The following is a 20,329-nucleotide window of genomic DNA, read 5'->3' on the forward strand; positions in this document are numbered from 1 at the left end:
GCACCCGTAGCGGATGCGGCACCACCGCCGTCGTACGACCCGAGGGGTCAGCCCAGGCGCTCGCCCGAGGACGACGAGAAGACGTGCGTCTCGCCGGCGCGCGGGACGACGTGGATCGTCGAGCCCTTCTCCGGGACGGCGCGGCCGCTGACGCGCACGACGAGGTCCTTGTCGGAGCCGCCGACGTGCGAGGTGCCGTAGACGTAGGCGTCGGCGCCCAGCTCCTCGACGACGTTGACCGTGACCGCCAGGCCGGCGGGCTCGTCCTTGGAGAGGGAGGCGCCCTCGCCGTTGGCCAGGTCGAAGTGCTCCGGGCGCACGCCCACGGTGACGGTGGTGTCGCCCTTGCCCGAGGCCGTGGCCAGGGTGTCGCGGTCGACGGGGACGACGCTGTTGCCGAACTTCACGCCGCCGTCGGTGATCGGGACCTCGACCAGGTTCATCGCGGGGGAGCCGATGAAGCCCGCGACGAAGAGGTTGGCCGGCTTGTCGTACATGTGGCGGGGGGTGTCGATCTGCTGCAGGAGGCCGTCCTTGAGGACCGCGACCCGGTCGCCCATCGTCATGGCCTCGACCTGGTCGTGGGTGACGTAGACGGTGGTGATGCCCAGGCGGCGCTGGAGCGAGGCGATCTGGGTGCGGGTCTGGACGCGGAGCTTGGCGTCCAGGTTCGACAGCGGCTCGTCCATCAGGAAGACCTGCGGCTGGCGGACGATCGCGCGGCCCATCGCGACGCGCTGGCGCTGGCCGCCGGAGAGCGCCTTGGGCTTGCGGCCCAGGTAGTCGCTGAGGTCCAGGATGCGCGCGGCCTCCTCGACCTTCTGCCGGATCTCGTCCTTGGGACGGCCGGCGATCTTCAGCGCGAAGCCCATGTTGTCGGCGACGGTCATGTGCGGGTACAGCGCGTAGTTCTGGAACACCATCGCGATGTCCCGGTCCTTGGGCGGCAGGTGCGTGACGTCGCGGTCGCCGATGCGGATGGCGCCGCCGTCCACGTCCTCCAGGCCGGCGAGCATACGCAGCGAGGTGGACTTGCCGCAGCCGGAGGGGCCGACGAGGACGAGGAACTCGCCGTCCTCGATCTGGATGTCGAGACCGTCGACGGCGGGGGTGTCGGAGCCCGGGTAGATCCGGGTCGCCTTGTCGAACGTGACTGTGGCCATGGGTTTCGCTCTCCTTCACCGGCAGGAACGTGCCGGACGGTCCGAGTAAAGGTGTAGTCCACTTGAGTGAACGTGTCGCTGACGGTAACCGGTGGGCCGGAGTTTGTCAGCCCCCTGTGGACGGGGCCGGGTGGGCGGGCGGAGGCACGGGAGCGTCGGGCGGGCGTGCGGTTGCGCACCAGGTTTATCCCGGGGGAATTTTTCGTACGGGGGAATGTTTCGGCGCGGCGCCTCGTTCAGGGGGATGTCGGCCGACCGCATCTGCCCTGGGAGAACCGTGACCGGACCCGTCCCCGCCGTATCCGCCCCGCCTGCCGTATCCGCCCCGCCTGCCGTCTCCGCCCCGACCGCGCCCGCCGTCCCCGCCCTGCCGCCCCTGGCCGCGCAGGCCGAGCGCCTGATCGGGCTGGGGGTGCCCGCGATCGCCGGGCTCTCCGCCGCCGAGGTGCGCGCCTTCGCCGGGTCGGCCGCCGCCGCGCCCGCCGGCGCCCTGCTCGCCGTCCACCCCGAGCGCGCCCCCGCCTCGGCCCTGGCGCCGCTGCTGCGGCGGGAGGGCAAGGAGGGCTTCGTCGTCACCGACATGACCGACGTCGACCTCTTCACCCCGCTCGACGGCATCGACCTGCCCGACTCCCCGCTCTACGTACTGGCGGACGTGGACCGGGGCGACGCGATGGCGAACTGGAGCCCCGACGAGGCGCTGCCCGCCCTCACCGCCGCGGACCGCACCCCGCTGCTGCTCACGGAGGGCATCCACTGGGTGCTGCAGGAACCGGCCGCGCTGGCCCGTAACCACTGCTTCATGACGATCGGCTCCCGCCTGCGCAAACCCAAGGGCGCACTCGACGCCCGCACCCCGGCGCTCTGGATCAGCAACGGCACGGGCCGCGACGGCCGCGAGCGCCGCAACGCCCCGAAGGTCGGCTGGTGCTGGGCCGGAAACCGCCACACCTGGCTGGGCTTCGCCTCGGCGACGGCCCGGGAGGCGGGGGTGTCCTGACCCGCGGTGCCGCCCGGTAGACTGCGGCGGCACGCCCCCTTAGCTCAGCTGGCCAGAGCAACGCTCTTGTAAAGCGTAGGTCGTCGGTTCGACTCCGACAGGGGGCTCGCGTACGAAGGGCCGGGTCGCATAGCTTGCGACCCGGCCCTTCGTCGTGCTGGGTGCCTGGCGTGCCGTATGGCGGGAAGGTGTCGGACGGCTTGTGTGAGCGGAGTGCTCCGGAGCCCTGCTTCCCGGGCTTCCCCGTCGTGGGCCGCCACCTCGGGCGCGGACCCACTTATTCGTACAGACGCCCGACGTCCTCCCGTATAAGCTGCCGCTGCTCTCAGTAGTCCCTCGCCTTCGTAGGGACAGGGCCTGCGATCCCAGGGGGGGACGTATGTCACTGCCGCCTGCCGGAAACCGGCATGCACCGAGACCCGTACCGAGGACGGCCACAGCGCTTGTCGCGGTGCTCCTCACTGTCATGGCCGTCGTCGGGGGGCACAGTTCCACCGCCTTGGCCGCCACGGTGAAACCCGGGAGTGATCGGGCAGCGTCGGGTTCGGCGACCACGTCGAAGCCCCCGGCGGCCGCGCCGAAGGCGGTCGCACCCAAGCGCGATCCCAAGGCGCTGCGCGCCACCGCCGCGGCGGAGCTCGCAGAGGCCGATCTCGCGGACGACTGCTCCGGTGCCCTCGCTCCGCACACGGTCTACTCGTGCGCGGGGGAGCAGACCGGGGACTACACGTTCACGCTCACCTCGTCGCACGATCTCGTGGTCGTCCAGGTGGTGAGCAGCGAATGGACCTTCGGGCTGCCGGCGCTCACCGCTCCGGACGGTTCCGCCGTCACCTGCGCCCGCCGCGACGGCGACGGAAGCGGCGAAGTGCGCTGCCCGACCGACCAGCCGGGTACGTACACGCTGCGGGCGAACGGCGTCGGCGGCTTCACCGTCTCGTACCTTGCCCTGCTCTCCGGCGACTCCTGCACCGCGGTCACGGCCGCCGACACCTCGCTCGGCGCCCCGGCCTCCTTCACCCGCAGCCTTCCCACCGGTTCCTCCGGTGACTGCTACACCCTTCCCTCGGCCACCGGTGACGTGCTGCGCAGCCACGTGTCCGCCTGGCAGGTGGCCGAGACGGTGTACGACGCCACTGGTGCCGAGGTCTGCAGCACGGTGGACAGCGGTGAGTCGGACTACGACTGCGCCCTCAAGGGCGTCGCCCCCTTCCGGGTGCTGGCCCGCCAGCTCTACGGCGCGGCCGTCGACTACACGGCGACCCTCTCCCGCCTCTCCCGCCCCGACGGCTGCCCGGTCGTGACGCCGCAGGCGTTCGGCGCGGTGCCCGACAGCAGTTCCTCGGCGCGCTGCCGCATCCTGCGCGTGACCACCCGGGCCCCGTACGTGTACGGCGTGGTGGGCGAGAGCGTTTACGGGAGCCTCTACAGCGCCACCGGCAGCCCGGCCTGCGCCCTGGTCGCGACCTGCGAGCTGCCAGCCGGTGACTACACCTGGGCGCGAGCGGGCCGCGACACGGCCCCCACCGCCTTCGGCCTGTGGTTCTACGCGACGAACCAGACGGACGGCTGCACAGCCGTCCGCGACGACGGCTTCGTCTCCGGCCCCACGACGGGCACCCTCAGCGGCGCGGGTCAGCGGGTCTGCATGGTGCTGCCCACGCCGGCGGGCCGCGGCATCCACCTGATCCCCGGGTCGGCGAGTGGCGGCGTACAGGTCAGCGGCCCCATCTACGACGCGACGGGTGTGCAGCAGCCGTGCGACCCCAACGGCGCTCCGGTGTGCAGGCTGACCGGCACCGCACCGTTCCACGCCGTGCTGTCCAACTCCCACTCCGCCACCGGAACCTACGGGTACGCCTACCACCGCACCGACAACACCGCGGGCTGCACCTCCTGGCCGCAGTCCGCCTTCGGCGGCTCCTGGGGCGTGCAGGTAGCGCTCACCGCCGACACGCAGAGGGTCTGCCTGGGCCTCCCGGCCGACAAGCACTCGACCGCGGAGATGATCGACTACACCAACACCCTCAACCAGGTGAACGCCTCGGTACGGGTGTTCGACGGCGCCGGCAACCAGGTCTGCTCCACCGTCGGCGGCTCCACGACCACCTGCCGGTACACGGCGGGCGCTGCCTACACCGCCCTCCTCATGGGCACCGGCCGTACGGACACCTACAAGCTGGTGCGCCGTGACGTCTCCCCGACAGCCGCGTGCGCGAAGCCCGCGACCACGGCCGTCGGCGGTCGGTCGACCGGCTACACCTTCACGTCCGCGCTGGACAGCACGTGCCTGCGGGTGACCGCGGCGGCGACGGACAAGTTCTGGTTCACCGCACGGACCCCGACCGCGGCCTACCGGACGGGCACCCAGATGGGCGTCGTGGACGCCTCGGGCCGCGTGGTCTGCATGACCCTCGCGGGCTCGACGGCGCCCTGCCGCGCGACCGGCTCCACCTCGTACACGGTGTTCGCCCTGGCCGCCGGGTACTCCGGCGTCCCGATCGCGGTGCGGTTCGACACCTGGAAGGTCGGCACGTCGAGCGGCTGGGTCCCGGAGTGCACCGCTCATCCGGTTTCGGTCGAGGGCTTCGTCCCGCGCAGCGGCACCTTCACGGAGTCCGCCACGGGCTACTGCGCGGTGATGCAGCTGAAGCCCTCGCAGCGATTCTCGCTGCACGGCACCTACAGCTCCGGCAACAGCTCCGGCCCGTGGGCGACGCTGCTCGGGGCCAACGGGTTCAACGGCACCGGGTTCGTATCGGACTACCAGTGCGTGCAGTACGCCGGACAGTTCCGTGTCGGATGCTCGACCTACTCGACCGCCGTTGCGGGCCAGTACGTCCTGGTGGTGAGCCCCGGCTCCGCGGCGGCACCACTGGAGTACACCTTCCAGGGCGTCTGCGAACAGGGCTGCGCGAAGCCGCCCGTACAGCCCGACGTGACGTCGGTCAGCCCGGCCGGCGGACCGGCCGGCACCGCGAACCAGGTGGTCGTCCGCGGCACCGGCCTCCACCTGGGCACCTCGGTGCGCCTCGTGGACGGGGACATCGAGTCGGGAGCGGGCACCGCCGAACCCGTGTCCGCGAGCGCGGACGGAACGCGCCTGACCGTGCTGCTCAGCACGCGTGACGTCGCACCGGGGGCCTACGGCATCGCGGTGGGCGACGGCGGCTACACGTCGGGCACCCGTTCTCCCGGGTACCTCCCGAACGCGTACACCGTCACTGCCGCGCCGGCCGCGACCAGCAGCCGCTTCGTCCCCCTCACGCCGAAGCGCTTCCTGGACACCCGTTACGGCACGGGTGCGCCGAAGGCGCGGGTCGGCGCGGGCGGAGTGGTGAAGCTCAAGGTGGCCGGCGTGAACGGGGTGCCGAGCACCGGGGTGACAGCGGTCGTGATGAACGTGACCGTCGCCGCCCCCTCCACCAGCGGCCGTATCACCGTCTACCCCGACGGGAAGCCGCTGCCGGGCACGTCCGACGTCAGCTTCCGGACCGGGAAGACGATCTCCAACCTCGTGACGGTCGCGGTACGCAACGGCGTGGTGGACCTGCGCAACAGCGCGGGCACGGTCGACCTGATCGCGGACGTCAGCGGCTACTACAAGAGCGGGACCAGCGGCTCGGCGCTGACGGCGGTCACTCCGATGCGTCTGCTGGACACCCGCAACGGAACCGGTGCGCCGAAGGCGCGGGTCGGCGCGGGCGGAGTGGTGAAGCTCAAGGTGGCCGGCGTACGCGGCATTCCGGCCACGGGCGTCACCGCGGTCATGGTCAACCTGACTGCGGTCGGCCCCAGCACGAACGGCTACCTCACCGCCTACCCCGACGGCATCACCGCACCCACGACGCGCAGCCTCAACTACACCACGGGCACGACACTCCGCAATCTGGCGGTCGTGCGGGTCGTCAACGGGACCATCGACGTGCGCAACAGCGCGGGGACGGTGGACATCCTCGGAGACGTCACCGGGTACTTCACCGCCTCCGGCTCCGCGTACACGGCCCTGGACCCGGTACGGACGCTGAGCACCGGCATCGGGTTCGGCGCACGCACCGGCGTCGTCGGACCGGGTGGGACCGTGAGTACGCGGGTCGCCGGTGTGAACGGCATCCCCGCGTCGGGTGTCACGGCCGTGGTGCTCAACGTCACGGCCGCCTCGCCCACGGCAGACAGTTGGATGACGGTCTGGCCGCACGGCAAGTCGCTCTCGGGGTCCCTGGCGGCGCTCAACTACCCGAGCGGGTCCACCATCACCAACGAGGTGGTCGTGCCGGTGGTCGACGGCCGGATCTCCTTCATCAACCAAGTGGGCGATGTCCAGGTGATCGCCGACGTCAGCGGCTATTTCAGCAGCTGAGGACCACCGCAGTCGGAGGCCGCACGGTGCGGTCTCCGACTGCGGTGCCAAGGCTCTGGTCGTGCGGTGACCTGGACCTTCTTCCGTTCCGGGGCGGGGTGTCAGGGCTCCAGGACCACTTTGCCGATGGTCCGGCGGGTTTCCAGGGCGTGATGGGCGTGGGCCGCCCGGGCCAGGGGGAAGCGGTGGACGAGGGGCGTCAGGGTGGTGGTGGCGGCTGCGGTGAGGGCTGCCTCCTCCATGCGGCGCAGGGGGTTCTCGCCGCCCAGGGACTGGAGCCAGTTCGGGCCCAGGACCTGGAGCGAGGTGATGGCCCGGGCCTGCTGCTCCTCCCGTGTCAGCTCCAGGGGCGCGCCCGAGGACCAGCCCAGGACCAGGTGGCGGGCGCCCGGGGCCAGGAGGTCGAGGCACTGGCGGGCCGCCTCGCCGCCCACCGTGTCCAGCAGCACGCTCGCCCGGCGGCCGTCCAGGGACTCCTCGACCTGCCTGGGCCAGTCCGGCGCCGTGTAGTCCGCCGCCACGTCCGCGCCCAGCGCCCGTACGCGCGCGGTCTTCTCCTCGCCGCCCGCCAGGCCGACCACCGTCGCGCCGAGGTGGCGGGCGTACTGGACCAGCAGCGAGCCGACGCCGCCGGCCGCCGCGGTGACGATCACCGTGTCGTCCGCCGTCAGCGCCGCGACGTGCAGGAACGCCATCGTGGTGCGACCCGTGCCGATCATCGCGACCGCCGCCGCCGCGTCCAGGTGCGGCGGCAGTTCGTGCAGCCGCTCGGCCTCCGTGGTGACCAGCTCCGCGTAGCCGCCGGGGCGCATCCCGATGTGCGCCACCACGCGGGTGCCCAGCCACGCCGGGTCGGTGCCCGCGCCCACGGCGTCGACCGTGCCGGCGATCTCGCGGCCCGGGATCGTCGGCAGCTCCGGCGGCGGGTACGGGCCCGGGGCGCCGGCGCGCAGGGCCGTGTCCAGGAGGTGGACGCCGGCCGCGGCGACGGCGATCCGCACCTGGCCGGGGCCCGGCTCGGGGTCGGGGACCTCCTCGTACCGGAGGTTCTCCGCGGGGCCGAAGGCGTGCAGTCGGATCGCGTGCATGGGGGTCCCTCCGTGGCGGGTGTGTGCGTCCAGGCTGCGACCTCAACCAAGGTTGAGGTCAAGTGTGATGTCAGACCCCTGGTCCAGGATGGGCGCATGGCTGATCGACAGCGGACACCCAAGGCCCCACGCCGGCCGCAGGTGCGCCTGCCGCCGCTGCGGGCGTACGAGGGCGGCCTGGAGCCGGACGGGGACTACGACGCGCTGGAGCTGGCCGGGCTCGACCTGACGGGCGCGGACGGCAGCGGGGCGCGCTTCCTGGACTGCGCGCTGCGCGGCGTCGTGCTCGACGCCGCGCGGCTGACGGGGGCGCGGTTCCTGGACTGCGTGCTGGAGGGGATACGGGCCACGGGGGCGCAGGTGGCGGACGCCGTCCTGCGGGACACGGAGCTGCGCGAGGCCCGCCTCGGCGGTGTGCAGCTGCACGGGGCAGTGCTTGAGCGGGTGGTGGTGCGCGGGGGAAAGGCGGACTTCCTCAATCTGCACGGCGCGCGGCTGACGGACGTGGTCTTCGAGGACTGCGTCCTCGTCGAGCCCGATCTGCGCGGGGCGAGGCTGACCCGGGTGGCCTTCCCGGGCTGCTCGATCCGCGGGGCCGACCTGACGGGGGCGGCGCTGCGGGACGTGGACCTGCGCGGGGCGCGGGAGTTGGCGGTGGACCGGGGGCTGGAGAGCATGCGCGGGGCGGTGATCACACCGGAGCAGCTCCTCGATCTCGCCCCGGCGTTCGCGGCGCGGGCAGGGGTGGAGGTGCGGGGACGGTGAGAGGGCGCCGGGCGCGTGTCAGACCCGCGCGAAGCGCCGCTGCAGGTCCCAGATCGCCGGGTTCTCCGCCAGGCCCTCGTGCATGTCGGTGAGGTCGGCGAGCAGGTCGTGGAGGAAGTCCCGCGCCTCGCGGCGCAGTTCGGCGTGCCCGAACTGCAGCGGCGGCTCGCCGGCGCGCTGCCAGTCGGCGTGGATGTCGACCCAGCCGAAGCGGCGCTCGAAGGTGAGGCAGTCGGTCGACTCGGTGAAGTCCAGCTCCGCGAACTGCGGGTTGGCGGCGCGGCTGCCCAGCGGGTCGCGGTCCAGCTGCTCGGCGATGTCGCACAGCGCCCAGGCGAAGTCCAGCACGGGCACCCAGCCCCACTTCGTGGCCAGCTCGCGGTCGGTCTCGGTGTCGGCGAGGTAGACGTCGCCGCAGAAGAGGTCGTGCCGCAGGGTCCGTACGTCCGCGGTGCGGTAGTCCGTCTGCGGCGGGTCGGGGAAGCGCGGGGTGAGGCTGTAGCCGATGTCGAGCACGGGGTGATGGTCCCACGGCCGGGCGTGGCCTGCAGAAACGCCCCTGGACGCCCGTTCGGGTGAACGGTCACGGGTTCCGCGCGGGCCTTCTCGCATACGCTGGGAAAGTCGCCCTCACGAAGGAGGTGGCCCGTGGCACTGACAACCCCGGAGCGCGAGGTGCGTGTGGTGGTGACAGACCCGATCGAGGACGCTTTCTTCGCGGCAAGCGCGGCTGTCCCCCGGGGCTGGCGCGTGGAACTGATCGAAGGGCAACTCCACGTGACTCCACCCGCGAACGGCGAGCACGAAGAAATCGTCATGGAGCTGAGCGGACAGTTTCGTGACCAGCGCAGGGATCTCGGCAGCTACACCGGGATCGGGCTGGAGCTCCCGGGCTCCGCGCCGACGCACCGCGTGATCCCCGATCTGACGCTCGCGCCGAAGGGAAGCTTCCGCGACGACCTGGAGTGGCACGATCCGCAGGCCGTTCTGCTGGTGGCCGAGGTCACCTCGGCCTCCACCGCGGCGAACGACCGGGTGCGGAAGCTCCAGGGCTACGCGGGCGCCGGTATCCCCGCCTATCTGCTGGTAGACCGGGAGGCCGGCAGCTTCCGGTTGTACAGCGAGCCGGAGGACGGTACGTACACCCGGATGGAGGAGGCCCGCCTGGGGATGGCGGTCCGGCTCCCCGCCCCCCTCGACTTCGAGCTCGACACCAGCGAGTTCTGAGCCCCCTGGCGCATACGCACGACGTGGGGCCCCGGTCCGCCGACCGGGGCCCCACGTCCGTGTGCGCTCGCGTCAGATGTTGACGCCGAAGTCGTGGGCGATGCCCGCGAGGCCCGCCGCGTAGCCCTGGCCGACCGCACGGAACTTCCACTCCGCGCCGTTGCGGTACAGCTCGCCGAAGACCATCGCGGTCTCCGTCGCCGCGTCCTCGCTCAGGTCGTAGCGCGCGATCTCCGTGCCGCCGGCCTGGTTGATGACGCGGATGTAGGCGTTGCGGACCTGGCCGAAGTTCTGCGCGCGGGTGCCCGCGTCGTAGATCGAGACCGGGAAGACGATCTTGTCGATGTCCGCCGGGAGCGCCGCCAGGTTGACGTTGATCTGCTCGTCGTCGCCCTCGCCCTGGCCCGTCAGGTTGTCACCGCTGTGCACGATGGTCTGGTCGGGCGTCGCCTTGTTGTTGAAGAACACGAAGTGCTGGTCGGAGTAGACCTTGCCGCTCGGGTTCACCGCGATGGCGCTGGCGTCGAGGTCGAAGTCCGTGCCCGTGGTCGTGCGGACGTCCCAGCCGAGGCCCACGGTGACGGCGGTCAGCCCCGGCGCCTCCTTGGTCAGCGAGACATTGCCGCCCTTGGACAGGCTTACAGCCATGGAGAGTCCCCTCCTGAGTCGTTTCCCGGCAGTCGGTCGATACGAAGCTACCGTCACCTATCCGAACGCGGCGGACCTTTCCCCGGTTCCAGCCCGCGGCGACGACCTCCGCAAATCGGGATGACAGTTCGTACGGCTGAGCGAGATCATGGCTCCATGTCCGGACCGACGCACTCCGCCGGGGGCCACGCCTCGAAGCCCCCCCAGCGCTACCGAATCCGCGGCTCGGTCTCGCTCCCCGAGGCCGAGCTGATGTGGCGTTTCTCCCGCTCCTCGGGGCCGGGCGGGCAGCACGTCAACACCAGCGACAGCCAGGTGGAGCTGCGCTTCGACCTCGCCGCGACCCGGGCGCTGCCCGAGGTGTGGAGGGAACGGGCGCTGGAGCGCCTGGCCGGCCGCCTCCTGGACGGCGGGGTCGTCTCGGTACGGGCGAGCGAGCACCGCTCGCAGTGGCGCAACCGCGAGGCCGCCGCCGTGAAGCTGACCGCGCTCCTCGCGGAGGCGACGGCCCCACCGCCCAAGGCCCGGCGCGCCACGCGCATCCCGCGCGGGATCAACGAGCGGCGGCTGCGGGAGAAGAAGCAGCGCGCGGAGACCAAGCGCGGCCGGGGTGGCGGGGGCTGGGACTGACGCGGCGTTACGACAGCGTCCGGTAGCGCCCGCGGAAGTACACCAGCGGTCCGCCCTCCGCGCTCGGCACCGAGGCGCCGAGCACCTCGCCGAGCACCAGCGTGTGGTCGCCGGCCGGGATCCGCTGCTCGGTGCGGCACTCCAGCGTCGCCAGCGAGCCGCGCACCAGGGGCGCGCCGGTCAGCCCGCCGCGTACGTACGGGATGTCCTCGAAGAGCAGCCGGTCGCTGATGCGGCCCTTCATCGCGAAGCGCCCGGCGATGTGCCGCTGGCTCTCGGAGAGCACCGAGACGCCCCACAGCGGCTGCTCCTCCAGGAGGTCGTCCATCCGCGATCCGTTGCGCACGGAGATCATCACCAGTTGGGGGTCGAGCGACACGGAGAGGAAGGACGTCGCGGTCATCCCGACGTCCTCGCCCGCGCCACCGCCGGGATCCGCGGGATCCCAGGGGTCGGCGTCCTCGCGCGCGGTCACCAGCACCACGCCGGCCGCCAGCCGGGACATGGCGGCACGGAACTCGTCCTCGCTCACCCCGACAGGATGGGTCACCTCAAGCGTCTTCTGCAGCACGTCAGCCACGGTAATCCCGCCACGGACCGCACACATCGGGCATGAGGACCAGGCCGGGTCCTAGGACCAGTGTCCTTCGACACAGGCACCACCGCCCAACCCCCCTGTGACTGGTGTGACTTGAGTCACAGAGGGCGGTTATCCGCTGACCCTGTGTACCGAGTGGGCAGCTCGCTGTGATTCAGTGGGGCAGGCAGTCGGGGGACGCGGAGGATTCGGGAAGACATCCAGGAGTTGCTACGGGGGCGGGGGCTCAGGGAGAGCATTGATGGACACCGAGGCGGAGCCGTACGTGCGCCTGGCCAGCCTGCGCAGGCTGCACCAGGTGCTGGGCCGGCTCAACACGGCGTGGAGCCTGGCCGACACGCTGCAGAGCGTGGCGGACGGGCTGGTGACCGCTCTCGGCTACGAGCAGGTCGTGGTCAACCTGGTCCGCCAGGACGGCGACCTCGTCGTCGCCGCCATCTCCGGCAGCCCCACCACCGAGGCCCTCCTCGCGGGCCGGGTCGGCTCGCGCGCCTCCTGGGACCGCCGGCTGGCGATGGGCGAGCGCTGGGGCGACCTGCGCTTCATCCCGCACACCGAGGGCTGGGTCCTCGACACCGACGACGTCCCGCAGACCCACCCCCCCTGCCCGCTGCCCGTCAGCCCCGTCGACTGGTGCACCGGCGACCGCCTCTTCGCCCCGATGTACGACCCGGACGGCGAGCTGCTGGGCGTCCTGTCCGTGGACATGCCGGCCAACGGGCGAATACCGGGCCCCTGGGGCCGCGAGGCCCTCCAGCTCTACGCCTCCCAGGCCGCCATCGCCATCAGCAACGCCCGGCTGCGCGCCAACATGCAGCGCGCCCTGGTCCGCCTGGAGCGCGAGCAGCAGGCGCTGCGGGCCAGCGAGGAGTCCTTCCGCCAGGCCTTCGAGTACGCGCCGAGCGGCATGGCCGTCGCCGAGCTGGGCGGCGACCAGCCCGGCCGCCTGATCCGTACCAACGACGCCCTGTGCCGGCTGCTGGACCGCGCCCCGGCCGCGCTGCGGCGGCTGTCGTTCTCCGACCTCGTCCACCCCGACGACGTGGGCACCCTGATGGGCACCTTCGCCGAGGGCGGCCGCGCCGAGCTGCGCCTGAAGCGGCGCGGCGGCAGCTACGTCTGGGCCTCCCTGCGCAACTCGGTGGTGGCGGACGCCGCCGACGGCCCGCAGTACCTGCTCACGCACGTCGAGGACATCGAGGAGCGCAAGCACCGCGAGCTGCACCTGGCGCACCGCGCCAGCCACGACGCGCTCACCGGCCTGCCCAACAGCGCCGAGCTGCGCGCCCGGCTCACCGCCCGGCTCTGCGAGCACGCGCCGGACCCGTACGCGGCGGCCGGCGGCGGCCCGTACCTCGCGCCGCTGCCGGACGTCTCCGACACCGGCGGCCGCGGCTTCCCGATCGACGGGGACTGGGGCCCCGCGACGTACGAGTACCGGACCTACGACCCCTCGCTCTACGCGCATCACGCGCACGCCGTGGCGCCCGTGGAGGAGGACGCCGCCGCCCGGGGGCTGGCGGTGCTCTTCTGCGACCTCGACGGCTTCAAGTCCATCAACGACGGCTACGGCCACGACGCCGGCGACGCGGTGCTGGTCGAGGTCGCGCACCGGCTCACCGGCGCGGTGCGCGACGGCGACACCGTGGCGCGCCTGGGCGGCGACGAGTTCGTCGTCCTCGCCGACGGCCTGGGCACGGTGGAGGCGGCGGACCTGGCGGTCCGGCTGCGCAACGCGATCATCCCGCCGATCGGCCTGGACGACGGCCGGGCGGTACGGGTCGGGGTCAGCGTCGGTGTGGGCTGGGCGGCGTGCGGGATGTCGGTCAAGGAGGTGCTCTCCTCGGCGGACCAGCTGATGTACCGCGAGAAGCGCCGGGGGAAGGCGCACCGCAGGGCGGGATAGGGCGGTCCTGGGCGGCCCTGGGCGGCACAGCGGCCCCCGGGCGTTCGGAATCCGGACTCTGGAACGTAGGGGTCCGGAAACCCGGTCTTAGCCCGAACGGGTAGGCTCGGCCCTCGTCAGCAGTGTGCCGGGGGCCGGGTACCTACAGAGGAGTGGCAGGTAATGACGGACGGTTACAGCGGTGGTCCGGGCGGCCAGCCGACCGCGGACGACGACCCGTTCGCCCACCTGTACCGGCGTGAGGGCGGCGCTCCGGCGGAGGAGACCGCGCCGATAAGCCACGCGCCCGGAGTGCCCCGGACCTCGTACAACCAGGTGCGGACCGTCGGCGAGCGGCAGTACGGCCAGCCCGCGCCGCACTACGCGGCCCCCGAGACCTACGGCGGCCCGGGCGCCCGGCCGCAGCCCGAGCCGGGCGACGGCTACGGGCCGGGCCCGGGACACGGCGGCGGCCGGCGCGGCGCGGGTGGTGGCGGCGGCGGGCTGCAGGGCAATCCGCTGCTCCTCGGTGCGATCGCCGTCGTCGCGACGGTCGTGATCGCGATCGGTGCGGCGATGCTGTTCAGCAAGGACGACGAGAAGAAGGACGCCGGCCCCGCCACGACGGCGTCCGCCCCGGCGGGCGAGGCCAAGAAGAAGCAGGACGGCAAGGACAAGGACGCCGCGAAGCCGAAGCTCTCGCCGCCGCTGGACGCCGCCAAGGCAGTCCTCGCCGGCGGGACCGTCCTGGCCGGGGACATCCCCGGCGCGAAGTCGGCGGGCGGTCAGTACATCGCGGGCATCACCGCGCCCGGTGCCTCCGCGACCTGGACGGTCGAGGTGCCTGCGGCCGGCAGCTACCACGTCTACGTCGACTACGGCGTGCCCGGCAAGGACCAGGCACTGACGCTGACGGTCAACGGCGAGGCGCAGACGCGCAAGCTCAACATGAAGAACTTCGCGAACGCCAAGGCCGGCGAGTGGGACAAGGGCTGGACGTACACGTACGCCCTCGCCGACCTGAAGGCCGGTACGAACACGATCGCCCTCTCCTGCCAGCCGGGCGACACGTGCGAGGTCAACCTCGACCGCCTGGAGGTCAGGGCCGGGGAGCGCTAGGCGCCCGCCACCACCCGCAGGAACCTCTCCACCGTCCCCGCCACGGCCTCCCTGGCGGGGGCGAGGTACGTCCGGGGGTCGACGGCCGCCGGGTGCGCCGCCAGGTACTCCCGGACCGCGCCCGTGAACGCCGTGTTCAGCGCCGTACCCACGTTGATCTTGACCATGCCGGCCGCGACCGCCCGCGCGATCTCCGCGTCGGGGACGCCCGAGGAGCCGTGCAGGACCAGCGGGACGGGCACCGACTCCCGCAGCCTGGCGATCAGTTCGTGGTCCAGCGCCGCCGTGCGCTCGACCATCGCGTGCGTGCTGCCCACCGCGACGGCCAGCGCGTCCACCCCGGTCTCGGCGACGTAGGCGGCTGCCTCGACCGGATCCGTACGGACCCCCGGCGCGTGCGCGTCCAGCGGCGCGTCCCCCGCCTTGCCGCCGACGCGGCCCAGCTCGGCCTCGACCCACACCCCGTGCGCGTGCCCCCAGCGCACGGCGGCGGCGGTGGCGGCGACGTTCTCGGCGTAGGGCAGCTTCGAGGCGTCGAACATCACCGAGCTGAAGCCGGCCTCCGCGGCCCGGTGCAGCAGTCCGGCGGAGACCACGTGGTCCAGGTGCAGCGACAGCTCCGCCTGCGCGCCGCGCGCCACCTCCGCGATCGCCGCCGCGAGGGGCGCCAGTTCGCCGCCGTGGAAGCGCACCGCGTTCTCCGACACCTGGAGGACCGCGGCGGCGCCCGCCGCCTGCGCGCCGCGCGCGACGGCCTCGGCGTGCTCCAGGGTGATCACGTTGAACGCGGCCACCCCCCGGCCCGTGCCGCGGGCGCGGTCGATCAGCTCTGCGGTGGGCACCAGCGGCATGTCCCGCTCCAGTTCACGTGAGGACGGAGGCGGGGTACGGGCCCACCTCGACGGTGTCGAGCAGTGTCTCGTAGACCCCGCGGTCGAACTCGCCGGCCGTCGGCGCCGCCACGGTGGCCGCCGACAGCGCGACGGCGCGCGCCAGCCGCCGCGGCCAGTCCAGCCCCTCGGCCAGCGCCGAGAGCAGCCCGGCGACGGCGGAGTCGCCCGCGCCCGTCGGGTTGCCGGCGATACGGCGGGGCGGGGCGGCGCGCCAGGCGCCCTCGCCGGTGAGGGCGAGCACGCCCTCGGGGCCCAGCGAGGCGACGACGGCGCCGGCGCCGCGCCGGCGGGCGGCGAGGGCGGCGCGCTCGGGGTCGGTGGAGCCGGTGAGCTGGGCGAGTTCCTCGGCGTTGGGCTTGACCAGGTCGGGCCGGGCGGCGATCCCGCGCACCAGCGGCTCGCCGCTGGTGTCGAGCAGGACGGGCACACCGGCCGCGCGGGCGGCGCGCACCAGTTCGCCGTACGCGCCGACGGGCACCCCCGGCGGCAGGCTGCCGCACAGGGCGACGGCCGCGGCGCCGGCGAGCAGGGCGGTGTAGCGGGCGCGGAAGGCGTCCCACTCGGCCGCGGTGACGTGCGGGCCCGGCTCGTTGAACTGGGTGGTGTCGCCGGTGGACCCGTCGACGACGGCGAGGGTGCGCCGGGTGGTGCCGGCGACGGCGACCAGCTCGTCGCGCACGCCGGCGCAGTCGCCGAGCAGGGCGCGCACGCGCGCGCCGGTGGCGCCGCCCGCCAGGCCGGTGGCGACCGCCTCGTGGCCGAGGGCGGCCAGCACCCGGGCGACGTTCAGGCCCTTGCCGCCCGGCCGCTCCACCGCCTCCGTGACGCGGTGGCTGGCGTGGGCGCGCAGGCGGGGCACTCGATACGTCAGATCCAGTGCGGCGTTGAGAGTAACCGTGAGTAGCATCGTCGAGCCGATCATGCCAAAGCGGCGGCGATCAGCCCAGGGCCGGGACAGGCCGCCGCCGCTTTCGATACCGCTTCGTGTCGTACGCCGGGTCCGTACCTCAGCCGACCGCGGGCCGTACGACCCACGCGCCCTTGCGCAGCACACCCGCCACCGCGAAGTCGCCGTCCAGGACGACGAGGTCGGCGTCCTTGCCGGCCTCCAGCGAGCCGATCCGCTCGTACGCCCCCAGCAGCCGCGCCGGGTTGGCGCTCAGCGCCCGCACCGCGTCCGCGACGGGGATGCGGTCGACGGTGACCGCGCGGCGCAGCACCCGGTCCATGGTGAGGGTGGAGCCGGCGATGGAGCCGGCGCCCGTGTCGTCGCGGATACGGGCCACGCCGTCCCTGACCTCGACCTCCATCGGCCCCAACCGGTAGCTCCCGTCGCCCGATCCGGCCGCGCCCATCGCGTCGGTGATGAAGACGACCCGGTCCGGTCCGGCGGCGCGGTAGGCCAGCTCCAGGGCGGCCGGGTGCAGATGGGTGCCGTCGTTGATCAGCTCGACGGTGACGCGCTCATCCTCCAGCAGCGCGGCGACGGGGCCGGGGGAGCGGTGGCCGAGCGGGGGCATCGCGTTGAACAGGTGCGTGGCGACGCGCGCGCCGGCGTCCACGGCCTCGCGGGCCGTCTCGTAGCTGCCGTCGGTGTGGCCGATCGCGGGGATGACGCCCAGCTCGGCCAGCAGGCGCACCGAGGCCAGTCCGCCGGGGAGTTCGGGCGCCAGGGTCATCATCCGGGCGGCGCCGTTCGCGGCGTCGACCAGCTTGCGCACGTCCGCCGGGTCGGGGTCGCGCAGCAGCCCCGGCTGGTGGGCGCCGCAGCGGTGCGGGGAGATGAAGGGGCCCTCGAAGTGGATGCCGGCCAGCTCGCCCTGCTCGGTCAGCTCCGCCAGCACGGCCGCCTGGCGGGCGAGTTCGCCCAGGTCGCCGGTGACGGTGGAGGCGAGCATGGTGGTGGTGCCGTGCCGGCGGTGGGTGTCGATCACCGTCATCGCCTCGGCCGCCTCGCCGGCGGAGAAGGAGGCGCCGCCCCCGCCGTGGCTGTGGATGTCGACGAAGCCCGGCACGATCCAGTGCCCGGCGAGCTCGACTCGCGTCGCGCCGGCCGCCCCCGGCGCCACGATGCGGCCACCGGCCACCGCGACGGTGCCGTTGTCCACGACCCCCGAGGGCAGCACCACGCGGGCGCCGGTCAACTCCATGCTGGGGGGGCTCTGGGGCATCAGGCGGTTACCTCCGTACGACGGGTGTGGTCACGGCCCGCGGACCCGGCGAGCAGGTCCCAGGCCAGCAGGCCCGCGCCCAGGCAGCCGGCGGTGTCGCCGAGCCGCGCCGGGACGATCTCGGGTCGATTCTGGAAGGCGATGCGCTCCCCGACCGCCTCCCGCAGCGGTACGAAGAGCGTGTCGCCGGCCTCCGCGAGCCCGCCGCCGACCACGATCGCCGCCGGGTCCAGGAGGGTGAGGGCGGTGAGCAGTCCGTCGGCGAGGATGTCCACGGCCTGCTGCCAGACCGCGCCGGCGGCCTCGTCGCCGGCGCGGACCGCGCGGGCGCAGTCGGCGGCGGTGGCGCCCGGGCCGCCGCCGGCCCGCGCCCAGGCGAGTCCGACGGCGGAGGCGGAGGCGTAGCGCTCCAGGCAGCCGCGCTGGCCGCAGCCGCAGGGGATGCCGCCGGGGCGCACCACGATGTGGCCGATCTCGCCGGAGGCGCCGCCCGCGCCGGGCTCGATACGGCCCTCGATGCCGATACCGGCGGCGATGCCCGTACCCAGCGCGATGAAGAGGAAGCGGTCGACGCCGTGCGCGGCGCCCAGGCGGCCCTCGGCCAGCCCGCCGCAGCGCAGGTCGTGGCCGAGGGCGACGGGGACGCCGAGGCGCTCGCCGAGCAGGGCGCGGAAGGGGACGTCGCGCCAGCCGATGTTGGCGGAGAAGACCGCCGTCCCGCGGGCTTCGTCCACGATGCCGGGCACCGCCACGCCCGCGGCGGCCGGGGGCTCGCCGAAGCGGCGTGCCCCCTCCTCGGCCAGCTCGCCCGCGAAGGCCAGGACCGCCTCGACGACCGCCTCGGGGCCGCGCGCGCGGCCGGTCTCGCGGCGGGCCTCGTACAGCAGCGAGCCGTCCGCCCCGACCAGGGCGGCTTTCATGCCGGTGCCGCCCACATCCAGGGCGATGACGTGTCTCACGGGGACAGTCTCGCCTGCCGGACGAGAGAGGTCTAGTCCAGTCTGCGGGTGATTCCGGTACGAAGCGCGGCACGGGTGAGGGAATTCACACCGGGGGGCGTGGAATGCGGCGGGTGTGCTGCGGAGCCGGTTCGGCGGGGCCGGATGAAGTTCCGGTGTTCCTCGGGGTGTTGCCCGGTGGCGATCCGTCGAAATCCGGGTTCGGGGCGTTGCGGAGGAGCTGAGGGGCTGGTGTAGATCTGAGGGCGGTTCTGGAGGGGGTGCCCCGTGTGCCTATGGTGTCTCCGCAACAAATTTCCCGGCTTGAGGTGAGCGGTACTGTGCAGCGGCGACGGTTCTTCCAGGTAGCGGCGGCAGGAGCCGCCACAGCGATGGGTGGTATATCCCTCACGGGCTGCGGCGCGGCCTCCGGCGACGACGGCGGGGACGTGGTGCTGCGGCTCGTCGCCGCCGAGTACGGCAAGCCCGGCGGCAAGACCGGCTCCAAGCACTACTGGGAGGAGCTGGCCGACTCCTTCACCGAGAGCCACCCCGGCACCCGGATCGAGGTCAAGGTCGTCGACTGGAAGTACGTCGACGCCGAGGTCAAGCGGATGGTCGACGCGGGCAACCCGCCGGACCTGGCGCAGACCGGCAGTTACGCCGACTACGCCGACGCCGGCCTGCTCTACAGCGCCGACGAGATCCTCTCCATCGCCACCGAGTCGAACTTCGTCAGCAGCCTCGCGGAGGCCGGCCAGGTCAACCGCACCTCCTACGGGCTGCCCTTCGCCTCCAGCTCCCGGCTCCTCTTCTTCAACAAGGACCTCTTCACCCGGGCCGGCCTGGACGCGGCGAAGGGCCCCGGCAGCTGGGGCGGGATCGAGGCCGCCGCCAAGGCGCTGAAGGGCATCGGCATCGCGACGCCCTTCGGGCTCCCGCTGGGCCCCGAGGAGGCGCAGGCGGAGTCCCTGCTGTGGATGCTCGGCAACGGCGGCGGCTACACCGACCAGGTCGGCGGCTACAACCTGGACGCCCCCGAGAACATCGAGGCGTTCCAGTGGATCCAGGGCCACCTCACGGGCAAGGGACTGGCGACGGCGGACCCGCGCGGGACCGACCGCGAGCAGGTCTTCGCGGACTTCACCAAGGGCCGGGTCGGGATGTTCTTCGGCCACCCCACGCTGATGCGGGCGGCCAAGGAGGCCGGCATCGACCTCGGCATCGTCGAGCAGCTGCCCGGCCGGTCCAGCCCCTCCTCGTCCACGATGGGCGTCGTGGACTGGCTGATGGCCTTCAAGGCCAACGGCCACCGCGAGGCGATCAAGGACTTCCTCGACTTCGTCTACAGCGACGAGCAGGTGCTGCGGTTCTCCGCGCGGTACGACATGCTGCCGACGACCGTCACCGGCGTGAACACGCTGCGCGCCAAGCGGCCGGACCTGGTGCCGTTCCTGCGCCAGCTCGACACGGCGGTGTTCTATCCGGCCGAGAAGACGACGTGGTCGGTGGTCAGCGCGAAGATCAAGCAGCAGATCGGCAAGGCCGCGACGTCGGGGGGCAACGCGGAGCGGATCCTGGGGGACCTGCAGGCGTTCGCACAGCGGGAGACGCAGCGCGAGGAGTGAGCGCGGGCCGGCTGGTCGCGTCGCGCTGCGGGGGCGGAGGTTTGCAGGGGGGCCGGCTGGTCGCGTCGCGCTGCGGGGGCTTCGCCCCCGGGCCCCCGGATCGGCACTTCGTGCCTCTGGCCTCAAGCGCCGGCCGGGCTGGAATGGCGCTTCGCGCCATGGCCTCGCTGCATTCGATAGCGGGCTCCGCCCGCGGGCCGGCCGGGCTGGATTGGC

17 protein-coding genes and 1 tRNA gene are annotated in these 20,329 nt (G+C 73.1%); 9 read left to right on the forward strand and 9 right to left on the reverse strand.

The window, feature by feature from the left end; all coding sequences use genetic code 11:
- Positions 1-47: 47 nt before the first annotated feature.
- On the reverse strand, positions 48-1,163 hold the full coding sequence (locus ACFQLX_RS11105; protein WP_386414133.1) for an ABC transporter ATP-binding protein: 1,116 nt from the start codon (positions 1,161-1,163) through the stop codon (positions 48-50).
- Between the two features lie 367 nt (positions 1,164-1,530).
- Between ACFQLX_RS11105 and ACFQLX_RS11110 the strand changes: the two genes are divergently transcribed.
- The 3 genes from ACFQLX_RS11110 (at position 1,531) to ACFQLX_RS11120 (ending at position 6,523) form a co-directional block, all read left to right on the forward strand.
- Positions 1,531-2,163, forward strand: coding sequence for a DUF5701 family protein (locus tag ACFQLX_RS11110; protein ID WP_386414213.1), 633 nt, complete (start codon positions 1,531-1,533; stop codon positions 2,161-2,163).
- A gap of 33 nt (positions 2,164-2,196) precedes the next feature.
- Positions 2,197-2,270: transfer RNA gene (locus tag ACFQLX_RS11115), tRNA-Thr, on the forward strand.
- 359 nt (positions 2,271-2,629) lie between these two features.
- A complete protein-coding gene (locus tag ACFQLX_RS11120; RefSeq protein ID WP_386414135.1) occupies positions 2,630-6,523 on the forward strand; it encodes a hypothetical protein in 3,894 nt (1,297 codons plus the stop codon).
- Positions 6,524-6,624: 101 nt separating this feature from the next.
- On the opposite strand, the gene ACFQLX_RS11125 is transcribed toward ACFQLX_RS11120, so the two are convergent.
- Positions 6,625-7,611: a zinc-binding dehydrogenase gene (locus ACFQLX_RS11125; RefSeq protein WP_386414136.1), complete on the reverse strand. Its 987-nt coding sequence runs from the start codon at positions 7,609-7,611 to the stop codon at positions 6,625-6,627.
- A gap of 96 nt (positions 7,612-7,707) precedes the next feature.
- Here ACFQLX_RS11125 and ACFQLX_RS11130 point away from each other — a divergent pair, with 96 nt between their 5' ends.
- The gene (locus tag ACFQLX_RS11130) at positions 7,708-8,376 is read left to right on the forward strand and encodes a pentapeptide repeat-containing protein (RefSeq protein WP_386414138.1); all 669 of its coding nucleotides are present in this window, start codon (positions 7,708-7,710) and stop codon (positions 8,374-8,376) included.
- Positions 8,377-8,394: 18 nt separating this feature from the next.
- Here the strand turns inward: ACFQLX_RS11130 and ACFQLX_RS11135 are convergent, their stop codons facing one another.
- Entirely contained in the window at positions 8,395-8,892 is a 498-nt protein-coding gene (locus ACFQLX_RS11135; protein ID WP_386414139.1) for a hypothetical protein, read from the reverse strand.
- Positions 8,893-9,024: 132 nt separating this feature from the next.
- Between ACFQLX_RS11135 and ACFQLX_RS11140 the strand changes: the two genes are divergently transcribed.
- Complete coding sequence (locus ACFQLX_RS11140) at positions 9,025-9,603, forward strand: Uma2 family endonuclease (protein WP_386414140.1); 579 nt, start codon at positions 9,025-9,027, stop codon at positions 9,601-9,603.
- 72 nt (positions 9,604-9,675) lie between these two features.
- Here the strand turns inward: ACFQLX_RS11140 and ACFQLX_RS11145 are convergent, their stop codons facing one another.
- Positions 9,676-10,251 (reverse strand): TerD family protein, encoded by a 576-nt coding sequence (locus ACFQLX_RS11145; protein ID WP_386414141.1) that lies wholly within the window; start codon positions 10,249-10,251, stop codon positions 9,676-9,678.
- A gap of 156 nt (positions 10,252-10,407) precedes the next feature.
- Here ACFQLX_RS11145 and arfB point away from each other — a divergent pair, with 156 nt between their 5' ends.
- Positions 10,408-10,881: an alternative ribosome rescue aminoacyl-tRNA hydrolase ArfB gene (gene arfB / locus ACFQLX_RS11150; protein WP_386414142.1), complete on the forward strand. Its 474-nt coding sequence runs from the start codon at positions 10,408-10,410 to the stop codon at positions 10,879-10,881.
- Between the two features lie 7 nt (positions 10,882-10,888).
- Here the strand turns inward: arfB and ACFQLX_RS11155 are convergent, their stop codons facing one another.
- Complete coding sequence (locus ACFQLX_RS11155) at positions 10,889-11,488, reverse strand: flavin reductase family protein (protein WP_386414143.1); 600 nt, start codon at positions 11,486-11,488, stop codon at positions 10,889-10,891.
- A 232-nt stretch (positions 11,489-11,720) separates the two neighbouring features.
- Here ACFQLX_RS11155 and cdgB point away from each other — a divergent pair, with 232 nt between their 5' ends.
- Positions 11,721-13,385: a diguanylate cyclase CdgB gene (gene cdgB / locus ACFQLX_RS11160; RefSeq protein WP_386414144.1), complete on the forward strand. Its 1,665-nt coding sequence runs from the start codon at positions 11,721-11,723 to the stop codon at positions 13,383-13,385.
- Positions 13,386-13,547: 162 nt separating this feature from the next.
- Positions 13,548-14,483 (forward strand): carbohydrate-binding protein, encoded by a 936-nt coding sequence (locus tag ACFQLX_RS11165; protein WP_386414145.1) that lies wholly within the window; start codon positions 13,548-13,550, stop codon positions 14,481-14,483.
- Here ACFQLX_RS11165 and ACFQLX_RS11170 read toward each other — a convergent pair.
- The 4 genes from ACFQLX_RS11170 to ACFQLX_RS11185 all read right to left on the reverse strand — a co-directional run bounded on the left by ACFQLX_RS11170 (position 14,480) and on the right by ACFQLX_RS11185 (position 18,506).
- A complete protein-coding gene (locus tag ACFQLX_RS11170; RefSeq protein WP_386414146.1) occupies positions 14,480-15,334 on the reverse strand; it encodes a class II fructose-bisphosphate aldolase in 855 nt (284 codons plus the stop codon). The two genes, ACFQLX_RS11165 and ACFQLX_RS11170, sit on opposite strands and share 4 nt — an antisense overlap.
- Before the next feature lie 13 nt (positions 15,335-15,347).
- Entirely contained in the window at positions 15,348-16,283 is a 936-nt protein-coding gene (locus ACFQLX_RS11175; protein ID WP_386414147.1) for a 1-phosphofructokinase family hexose kinase, read from the reverse strand.
- 100 nt (positions 16,284-16,383) lie between these two features.
- Entirely contained in the window at positions 16,384-17,547 is a 1,164-nt protein-coding gene (gene nagA, locus ACFQLX_RS11180) for an N-acetylglucosamine-6-phosphate deacetylase (protein WP_386414149.1), read from the reverse strand.
- Positions 17,547-18,506 (reverse strand): ROK family protein, encoded by a 960-nt coding sequence (locus ACFQLX_RS11185; protein WP_386414150.1) that lies wholly within the window; start codon positions 18,504-18,506, stop codon positions 17,547-17,549. Before ACFQLX_RS11185 ends, nagA begins: the two co-directional genes overlap by 1 nt.
- Positions 18,507-18,877: 371 nt before the next feature.
- Between ACFQLX_RS11185 and ACFQLX_RS11190 the strand changes: the two genes are divergently transcribed.
- Positions 18,878-20,113: an extracellular solute-binding protein gene (locus ACFQLX_RS11190; RefSeq protein WP_386414151.1), complete on the forward strand. Its 1,236-nt coding sequence runs from the start codon at positions 18,878-18,880 to the stop codon at positions 20,111-20,113.
- Positions 20,114-20,329: the final 216 nt, after the last annotated feature.

This window comes from Streptomyces polyrhachis, from assembly GCF_042663125.1.
Taxonomy (GTDB): domain Bacteria; phylum Actinomycetota; class Actinomycetes; order Streptomycetales; family Streptomycetaceae; genus Streptomyces; species Streptomyces polyrhachii.

Coding starts and splice junctions, on each gene's coding strand:
- nagA (WP_386414149.1), bottom strand. CDS start 17,547: ATGCCCCAGAGCCCCCCCAGCATGGAGTTGACCGGCGCCCGCGTGGTG.
- ACFQLX_RS11165 (WP_386414145.1), top strand. CDS start 13,548: ATGACGGACGGTTACAGCGGTGGTCCGGGCGGCCAGCCGACCGCGGAC.
- ACFQLX_RS11125 (WP_386414136.1), bottom strand. CDS start 7,611: ATGCACGCGATCCGACTGCACGCCTTCGGCCCCGCGGAGAACCTCCGG.
- ACFQLX_RS11120 (WP_386414135.1), top strand. CDS start 2,630: ATGGCCGTCGTCGGGGGGCACAGTTCCACCGCCTTGGCCGCCACGGTG.
- ACFQLX_RS11145 (WP_386414141.1), bottom strand. CDS start 10,251: ATGGCTGTAAGCCTGTCCAAGGGCGGCAATGTCTCGCTGACCAAGGAG.
- ACFQLX_RS11155 (WP_386414143.1), bottom strand. CDS start 11,488: ATGTGTGCGGTCCGTGGCGGGATTACCGTGGCTGACGTGCTGCAGAAG.
- ACFQLX_RS11190 (WP_386414151.1), top strand. CDS start 18,878: ATGGGTGGTATATCCCTCACGGGCTGCGGCGCGGCCTCCGGCGACGAC.
- ACFQLX_RS11105 (WP_386414133.1), bottom strand. CDS start 1,163: ATGGCCACAGTCACGTTCGACAAGGCGACCCGGATCTACCCGGGCTCC.
- ACFQLX_RS11130 (WP_386414138.1), top strand. CDS start 7,708: ATGGCTGATCGACAGCGGACACCCAAGGCCCCACGCCGGCCGCAGGTG.
- arfB (WP_386414142.1), top strand. CDS start 10,408: ATGTCCGGACCGACGCACTCCGCCGGGGGCCACGCCTCGAAGCCCCCC.
- ACFQLX_RS11170 (WP_386414146.1), bottom strand. CDS start 15,334: ATGCCGCTGGTGCCCACCGCAGAGCTGATCGACCGCGCCCGCGGCACG.
- cdgB (WP_386414144.1), top strand. CDS start 11,721: ATGGACACCGAGGCGGAGCCGTACGTGCGCCTGGCCAGCCTGCGCAGG.
- ACFQLX_RS11175 (WP_386414147.1), bottom strand. CDS start 16,283: ATGCTACTCACGGTTACTCTCAACGCCGCACTGGATCTGACGTATCGA.